The following is an 8,125-nucleotide window of genomic DNA, read 5'->3' as shown; positions in this document are numbered from 1 at the left end:
TGGACAACTACCAGGTACGCAAATACGACGCCTGGTATCGCCATATCACCCTGTCCATGCTGGCGTTGGCGTTCCTGGCCGCGATGACCCGAACCCCGCAAAAGGGGGCTCTTCACGCCTGGGCGGTGACCGCGGGCCGCGAACGCGGCGGCTCGCGGCCCTGACCGTCACCGAGGCCCGGCGGCTGTTCAACCTGATCGGCTCGACTCGCACCACCATCGACCAGGGACTTCACTGGTCGATCTGGAGGCGCGCGCATCAGGCGGAGGCACGACGCCACCACTTCCGAAGGCGGCTACGACTTCAGGTGATCAAGATCTAGCCCTGTAGTACTAGCCGTTGCTTTCACCGACGTCGGTGCTGGTCTCCTCGTCCGTCTCCAGCTCCGCGTCCGCGTCGTCCGCCCGGCCGGGGTCCGGCTGTTCGGGCTGCTCGGGTTGCGCCTCGTCGTCCCGCTTGCGGAGGTCGTGCGGCGGTTCGTAGGACAGCGGCCTGGCCCGCCAGGGGTACTGGTAGCCGCGGACGATGAGACCCGCGCCGCCCGGCTGGAGGTACACCGTGTGATCCGGGTCCTGGATCTGCCTGCTGCCGTCCAGCTTCCAGTGCTGCTCCTCGTTGTCCGGGTCGCAGGCCCCGACCACCGCGTCATTGCCGGCCCGCTCGATGCAGGCGTTGCCGTCCCCGCCGTAGGCGAGCAGGTACTCGCCCGGCTGCGTGCTGTAGCGGAGCTGCACCAGGAAGTCGGGATCGCCCGAGTCGCGGCCGGGCCGGTACTGCCGCAGCTCGGGTTCTCCGACGAGGGTGCGGGCGCGGGTGAGGGCCATGCCGACGGAGTAGTCCGCGAAGAAGCGGTAGGTGTGTCCGGGGAGCGGGGCCTCGCACGCCAGATCGCGCTTACGGCATCCCTGATAGTCCATCAGCAGCCCGTAGTGGTCGGAGTTGAGCCACTGCCGCTGGGCTCGGGCGGTCTGGTTGGTGGCTGCCCCCTCCATGGTGAAGTCGAGTTCCCCGCCTCCCTGATGGGTGGGCTCCCCCACGGCGACGATACGGTCCTGCAAGCCGGCGGGCATCCGGGAGGGATGCGTGTTGAAGTCGGCCAGGAAATGCCAGTTCTGGTCGGGGACGCCGCGTCGCCGCATCTCCTGCCGGGCGGCCTCGTACATCGCGGCGGCGTCGTTCTCCCTGTTCTGCCCCAGGGCGCGGGCGTGGCCGGTGAAGTACCAGTCGTTACCGAGCTGGACGCCGATGATGGGCCGGGACTCGAGGGTGTCGTGGTGGACGGCGAGCTGTACGACGTCGGTGGCGGTCTCCCGGGTGACGATGGCCAGTCCGTTGCGCTGCTGGCCCACGTCCCCCCAGTAGATGTTCACCAGGTCCGGATGATCGAACCCACCGAGTTGAAGGGTGTGCTCGGTGACGCCCCTGCCCACGAACCTGTGCTCGTTCCAGACCGCCCGATCCGGCGGTGCGCTCCCCGCTTCCTGGAGGGCGAGGACGTCCGCGTGGCGCAGCCACTCCGGCACCGCGTTCTGCCAGCGCGACTCGGCGGCGCCGGGCTCCCCCTCGCTGCCCTGGAACTGGCCGTGCATGTTCCACTGGGCGGTCGTACGGTCCCCGGCCGCGGCCTGCGCGGTCGGCGAGGAGCCGGGCAGCCCCGTGACCAGCAGCGGCAGGGCCAGCAGCGCGCCGAGGGGGAGCAGCCTGGCCCGCCCGGTCCGGCGGCGGCGTGGTGCTGTTGCTAAGTGCATGAATCCTCGTTTCCGTGTCGTGGACGCATCCGTTCGGCGTTCCGGCATGCGCGTCCGTGCGCGCCGTCACCGCGTCGCGGGCGCATCGGCGGACTGCGCCCTTGTACACGCCTTCGCCTCATATGCCGGTTCCCGGCGGCCGGCGCCGAAAGGCCGCAGCCGCCGGGCCGTTGTCCTCCGATCGGGGATGGTCCACTTCGGGTCTTTTCGGGTGCCGAACCCCACACCCCCGAAACGGGGTCCGGTTCGGACCGCTGCCCCCACAAAACCGCCGCCGGCGCGCGCGGAGAAGGTTCGGTTTATCGGGGGTACCAGCTCGACCTCCCTCCCCGCCGCCCCGCCGCTACCGTGGAAGGCATGGCCCCCCGACCCGCCGAGCGCGGCGACGACCGCGCCGACATCCGGGACTTCCTCGCCGGCCGGCGCGCGAGGATCACCCCGGAGCAAGTGGGGCTGCCCACCAGCGGCCGTCGCCGGGTCCCGGGGCTGCGGCGCGAGGAGGTCGCCGTCCTCGCGGGTGTCAGCACCGAGTGGTACACGCGGCTGGAGAAGGGCCACATCGGCGGTGTCTCCGAAGACGTCCTGGACGCGGTCGCCCGGGCGCTGCGGTTGAACGAGGACGAGTCCGCCTACCTGTTCGCCCTGGCCCGGGCAGCCCGGCCCGCCCGCCGCACGCCGTCCCGCCGCAGGGACGTCGAGCTGCCGCCCTCGGTCCAGTGGATGCTCGACTCCGTGACGATGTCCGCCGCCTTCGTGCGCAGCGGCCGTGCGGAGATCCTGGCGAGCAACGCGCTTTTCCGGGCGCTGTACGCGCCGATGTTCGCCAGCAGCACCGGCGAGCGGGGCCGCCCCATCTTTCCCCGCTACTTCTTCCTCGACCCCGGCTCCCGGGACTTCTTCGTCGACTGGGAGGACGGAGCGCAGATCTCCGTCGCGCTGCTGCGCGCCGAAGCCGGGCGCGAGCCCCACGACCGGGTCCTGCGTGAGCTCGTCGGCGAGTTGTCGACGCTCAGCCCCGAGTTCCGCACCATGTGGGCCAGGCACGACGTCCGCATCCGCCACGAGGGCACCAAACGGCTGCAGCATCCCGAGGTCGGCCGGCTGGAGCTGACCTTCCGCTCCCTGGACCTGCCCCTGTCCGACCGGGCGGTGCGCGACCTGACCGTCTACACCGCCGAGCCCGGGACCGCCTCGGAAGAGCGGCTGCGGCTCCTCGCGAGCTGGGCGGCGACCGGGCCCGCCGAAGAGCCGTACCGGCAGCACCGCTAGTGCCACATGTGCACGCGGAAGGCGCCTTCCCGCCGCGGTGACGGAAGCTCAGTACGAGCTCCGTACAGGCTCCGCACGAGCTCTGTACGAGCTTCCTCGGCCCGGCCGGGAAGGCACCTTCGCGTTTCTCTCAGGATCCGGAGGCCACCGCGGGTGGACCGCGGCGCCTCACGGCCGCCTAGGGAGAGACCTCCGCCCGGTCGACGGACACGAACGCCGCACCCGAGTCGGGGTTCTTCTCACCCGTCACCCGGATCCGTACGGTGTGCTCGCCGCGCGGCAGCTCCGGGCTCACCCACTGGAGCTGCTCGCCGACGCGCGGGCTTCCGTAGTAGTCGACGCGCTGCTCCGGGCCGCCGTCGACGGAGATCGCGGCGATGCCGTTGCCGGTGTCCTTGACCGACAGCAGCGCCAGCCGCGTACCGGTGAAGGTGAACGTCGCCGTGGCGCCGGCCTCCGCGCTCCAGTGGTCGTTGCCCCAGAAGCACTGCACGGCGCAGCCGCCGCCGGAGTTCCAGTTGCCGGTGTACGTCACCTGCGGGTCGGTGTCGTTGATCGCCGTGGTGCCCGGGCCCGGGTCGCCGGCGGGCAGGTCGATGGTCGCACCGGCGGCCACGGGGGTGCCGAGGTCGGGGCGGCCGTCGGCGGTCCAGCCGATCTTCTGCACCCGCGTGGTGCGCCAGTTGTAGGTGTACGTCGTCGTGTTCTTCGCGTGGTAGGCGATCCAGTCCTCGCTGCCGTCCGGTGACTTGAAGAAGAAGTGATGCCCGGGGCCGTAGACGCCGGCGCCGTCGTTGCGCGAGAACATCGGGCCGGGCTCCTGCCGCCAGGCGGCGGGGTCGAGCGGGTTCGCGCCGGGGGCGAGGGACTTGGCCCAGATCGCGTAGTCGGGCTTGCCGGTGTCGCAGGCGGAGTAGGTGAGGTAGAGGCGGCCGGCGGCGTTGGTCAGCGGGGTGGGGCCTTCACGTACCTCGGGGCAGTTGCCGTCCGCGGGGAGGTGGACCCGGCCGCCGGAGAGCGTCCAGGGGTTGGACATGGGGGCGACGAAGAGCTGGTTGCCGACGCCGTCGTCGCGCTGGCCGCTCCAGGCGAAGTACAGCTTGCCGTCGTGCCGGAAGGGCTCGCCGTCGATGGCCCAGCGGTCGTTGGAGAAGTCGGCGACCTTGGCCTTGAAGTGGTACGGGCCGAGCGGGTCGTCGCCCTCGGACTCCAGCACGTACATGCGGTGGGTGGCGTCGTTGCCGTCGCTGGCGGTGTAGTAGAGGTACCAGCGCTCGCCGTCCTTGAGGAGACCGGGGGCCCAGATCTGCTGGTTGCGGGAGGGGTCGCTGTCGCGCCAGACCTCGTGCGGGGAGGCGGTGAGGAGGGTCGCGACGGAGGGGGACTTCCACATGCGCAGGGCGTCGCCCTGGGTGGTGGCGACGTAGTAGTTGCCCTCGTGGGTGACGAGGGTGGGATCGGCGCCGGTGTTGACGGGGTTACGGAACTGACCGGCGGCGGCGGGCTTGTCGGCCGCGGGGGCGGCGGGTCCGGTGGCCGGAACGGCCGCGGCGCGGTCGTTCACCGGGGCCTCGTCGGCGGCTGCCGGCCCGAGGCCGGCCACCACGGCGACGGCGAGCAGCGTCGCGGCCAGAGCCGGCCAGGGGCGCCGGCGGCGGAGTCTGCGTACGGCGTGGGTCACGGGGCTACCTTCCGTGCGGTGCCTTGGGGGTGTGGTGCGCAGAACGGTGCCGGGCGGGCTTCAGGAGGTTCCTAGCGGAGATTGCAACGTTGTACAACCCGTCGCGGCCTCCGCAACCGCGACCCCCGCGTTGTGGCCAGGTGCCACAGCAGCGCCACACCGGTGACCCCCGCACCCACCGGCCCCAGCCCCGCCTCGCCCAGCCCGCCCCACTCCTGCGCCAGCCCACCGAGGCCGCCGCCGAGCGCCATCCCCGCGTACAGCGCGGAGGAGTGGAGCCCGAGCAGCACCGGCGCGGCGGCCGGGCCGAGCGCCACGAGACGGTGCTGCTGCGGTACGACGACGAAGCCCACGGCCACACCCCAGACCGCCGCCCAGACCAGCGCCGGTATGAGTGCCCGGGTGGCCAGCGGGGTCAGCGCGAGCGCGAGGACGGCGAGCGCGAGCGGGCCGGTGAGGACGCGAGCGGGGTCGCGGCGGTCGACGAGCCGCCCGGCGGCGGTGTTCCCGGCCAGCACGCCGACGCCCCAGGCGAGCAGGACCGCGGTCAGCAGCGAGTCGTCGCCGTCCGTGGCGTCGTGGAGCGCGGGGGCGACGTAGGTGTAGAGCGTGTACGCACCGAGGAACGCCAGCGTCGTCACGGCCAGCAGCCCCGGCACCCGCCCGTCCCGCACCAGCGGGCGCAGCCGGTCGCCGAGCGACGCGGCGGGCAGTCGTACGGGCGGCAGCCCGACGGCGACACCGACGGCCGCGACCAGCCCGGTCCCGGCGACGGCCCAGAGCGTGACGTGCCAGTCGGCGCTGCCGATCAGCGTGCCGAGCGGCAGGCCGAGCGCGGTCGCGAGCGTCAGCCCGCCGAGCACGAACGCCAGCGCCCGGCCCCGGCGTTCGGGCGGCACGAGCGCGGCGGCGGTACCGGAGGCGGCGGAGTTGATGACGCCGGCGCCCACGGCGGTGACGACGCGGGCGGCCATGGCGGTCCCGTAGCCGGCGGCCAGGGCGGTGGCGGCGTTGCCGGCGGCGAAGACGCCGAGTGCGATGAGCAGGGTCGTACGCCGGTCGAGCCCGCCGGTGAGCGCGCCGACGACCGGGGCGGAGACGGCCATCGTGAGGGCGAAGACCGTGACGAGCTGCCCGGCCGCGGCGGTGGACACCCCGAGGTCGGCGGCGATGGCGGGGAGGAGTCCGGCGATGACGTAGCTGTCGGTGCCGACGGCGAAGGTCGCGAGGGCGAGGGGCAGGAGCTGTCTGGTCACGGAACGGCACTGTAGGCAATACATGGATTGTTGTCCATGTATCCATGTGTGGGTAGGCTGGGCGCAGACATCGGAAGGATGCGGGAGAACGATGCGCGAGGTGTCCCAGCCCACGGCCGAGTCGATCCGGATGGTCGACGTCCTGCGCGCGCTCGCCGACCCGGTGCGCCTGGAGGTCGTGCTACGGCTCGCCGCGACCGGCGAGGAGAGCTGCAACGCCATCGGCGGCGACCTCGACGTCCACCAGACGACGATGTCGCACCACTACCGCGTGCTGCGCGAAGCGGGCGTGACCTGGACGACGGTGCAGGGCCGGACGCGGCTGGTCCGGCTGCGCCGGGACGACCTCGACGAACGCTTCCCGGGCCTGCTGGACTCGGTGCTCAACGCGGCGGCGGCGGACGGCGTCACGCGCCGTTGAGCAGGGCCTCCCCCAGGTCCGTGCGCCGGTGCAGCACGCAGTGCCCGCGCCGCTCAGAGCGCACGAGCCCGGCCTCGCGCAGAACGGCCGCGTGCCGGCTGGCACTGGCGGGCGCGACGTACAGGGCGTCCGCGATCCGCCCGGTCGACATCGGCCGGTCGAGGAGTTCCAGCACCCGGGCACGGGTGAGGCCGATGAGCCGGACGAGGGAGTCGGCGGCCCGGCCGGACCCGGCGGGCCCGGCGCCGGCGCCGGGTAGCCAGCCGGGGGCGGGGGTGAGCGGATGGACGAGGACGGGCGGCAGTTCGGGGTCGGCAAGGGCGACGGGCCTGCGGGTGCAGAAGAACGACGGGATCAGCGTCAGGGGCCGCCCGTCGAGGGAGAACCCCCTGCTCACCGGATACACGCACTCCAGCCGGTCGCCGCGCCAGGTCACCTCCGGCGCGTAACTGGCGAGCAGCCCCTCGGCCCCCTCCCGCAACGCGGCCTCGGCCCGCACGGGCCGGTCGGCGGCGGCAGCGGACCGGATCGCCTCCCGATACGGCGCCACGGCCACCGCGTAGTACCGCCGCACCGCATCCCCGAGCCGCCGCAACGCACCGGGCTCCCCGTCGGCCAACCACCGCGCACCCCGGGGCGGCCGGCCGTTGGCGCAGAGCAGCCCGATCTCCGTGCGCAGCCGGGACTTCGGGGTCCGCAGCACCTGCTCCAACTCGGCATCCAGCGTCCGCCCGCCCCCGGCGCTGGGCGTGAGAAAGTCCGGAAAGTACGCGGCCTCCGGACACAGCCGCTGTAACGACGCGACGGTCTCCCCCAGCCCGGCTGCATGCACCTCACCCCGCACCCGACGCCGCCACGGATCGAGCGCGAGCGCGGCGTGCCCGGTCTGCAACGCCTGCAGGCTGAGGACGACTTCCCACATGGGACTGACGTCCCCGGCCGAGCGCAGCCGGTTGAGATCGGCAGAAGTGAACTCGATGTGCAGCATGATTCCCCCGTGGATGAGACGTGCGACCCGCGGCCTCAGTTGCAGGGCAACTTCCCGCTCACGTCGGCGCATACGCCACGGGGGTCACGCGGATGGGGGAGCCGGGGGGGGTGAAGGCGACGGAGTCGGCGCAGGGGGGTGGGGGGTAGGTGGGGTGGGGGCGGGTCTTGGCGTGGAAGTCGAGAACGTGGAGGAAGGACGGGCGGGGGGGCAGGGCCGGGGGCGGAGGGCCGGAGGGCCGGTGCCGGAGGGCCGAGGGCGGAGGGCCGGTGCCAGGGGGCCGAGGGCGGACGGCCGGTGCCGGGGGATCCGTCACTCGCCGGAACCGTACGTCCCCTCACGCCCACCCAAGGGTATGCGCCCGCTCTGACAGTGAACCCGGGTCACCGGCGCCGGGGGATCCGTCACTCGTCCAGAACCGCACGCCCCCTCACGCCCGCCCAAGGGTATGCGCCCGCTCCGACAGTGAACCCGAGTCACCGGCGCCGGCGGCTGGCCCGCGGGGTGGGTGGAGCGGGGCCGGGGGTACGTGCCGGGGCGGGCGTTGTACGTGCGGTGGACCGGTCTACGGGGTGCCCGCGTCGGGGTGGACGCCCGTCCGTGACGGGGGCGGGTGCGGTGGGGACCGTGTCGGGGTGGGCCAGTGTCGTGGGGGCTCCCCCCGGGCCACCCCGCTTGTTGATTGTCGGGCCTGCGTCCGGCGTCAAGGGCGCCCCCTCCGCTTCGCTGCGGGGGCGTCGCTGCGCGATGGGGCTTCGCCCC

The 8,125-nt window shown here is 73.1% G+C and carries 6 protein-coding genes and 1 pseudogene; 3 read left to right on the top strand and 4 right to left on the bottom strand.

The genetic code is table 11. The features are described 5' to 3' along the window. Positions 1-164 (top strand): annotated as a pseudogene (locus I003_RS36265) (IS701 family transposase); the annotation flags it as partial. Positions 165-332: 168 nt separating this feature from the next. Here the strand turns inward: I003_RS36265 and I003_RS0128430 are convergent. After that, positions 333-1,748: an endonuclease/exonuclease/phosphatase family protein gene (locus tag I003_RS0128430; RefSeq protein WP_027774585.1), complete on the bottom strand. Its 1,416-nt coding sequence runs from the start codon at positions 1,746-1,748 to the stop codon at positions 333-335. Positions 1,749-2,105: 357 nt separating this feature from the next. Between I003_RS0128430 and I003_RS0128425 the strand changes: the two genes are divergently transcribed. Next, entirely contained in the window at positions 2,106-3,017 is a 912-nt protein-coding gene (locus I003_RS0128425; protein ID WP_027774584.1) for an MmyB family transcriptional regulator, read from the top strand. A 178-nt stretch (positions 3,018-3,195) separates the two neighbouring features. Here I003_RS0128425 and I003_RS0128420 read toward each other — a convergent pair whose 3' ends face one another. Together I003_RS0128420 and I003_RS0128415 are read right to left on the bottom strand one after the other, a co-directional pair. Next, positions 3,196-4,698 carry a glycoside hydrolase family 43 protein gene (locus I003_RS0128420; protein WP_027774583.1) on the bottom strand — a complete coding sequence of 501 codons (1,503 nt, stop codon included), beginning with the start codon at positions 4,696-4,698 and terminating at the stop codon, positions 3,196-3,198. A gap of 71 nt (positions 4,699-4,769) precedes the next feature. Then, complete coding sequence (locus I003_RS0128415; protein ID WP_027774582.1) at positions 4,770-5,954, bottom strand: MFS transporter; 1,185 nt, start codon at positions 5,952-5,954, stop codon at positions 4,770-4,772. Between the two features lie 91 nt (positions 5,955-6,045). On the opposite strand from I003_RS0128415, the gene I003_RS0128410 reads away from it, so the two are divergent. Next, the gene (locus tag I003_RS0128410) at positions 6,046-6,375 is read left to right on the top strand and encodes a helix-turn-helix domain-containing protein (RefSeq protein ID WP_027774581.1); all 330 of its coding nucleotides are present in this window, start codon (positions 6,046-6,048) and stop codon (positions 6,373-6,375) included. Here I003_RS0128410 and I003_RS0128405 read toward each other — a convergent pair. Then, positions 6,362-7,363 carry a helix-turn-helix domain-containing protein gene (locus I003_RS0128405; RefSeq protein ID WP_027774580.1) on the bottom strand — a complete coding sequence of 334 codons (1,002 nt, stop codon included), beginning with the start codon at positions 7,361-7,363 and terminating at the stop codon, positions 6,362-6,364. The genes I003_RS0128410 and I003_RS0128405 overlap by 14 nt on opposite strands. Positions 7,364-8,125: the final 762 nt, after the last annotated feature.

Source organism: Streptomyces sp. CNQ329 (assembly GCF_000482585.1).
Note: the sequence above shows the minus strand (reverse complement) of the source record. Positions and strands in the feature narration are given on the sequence as shown.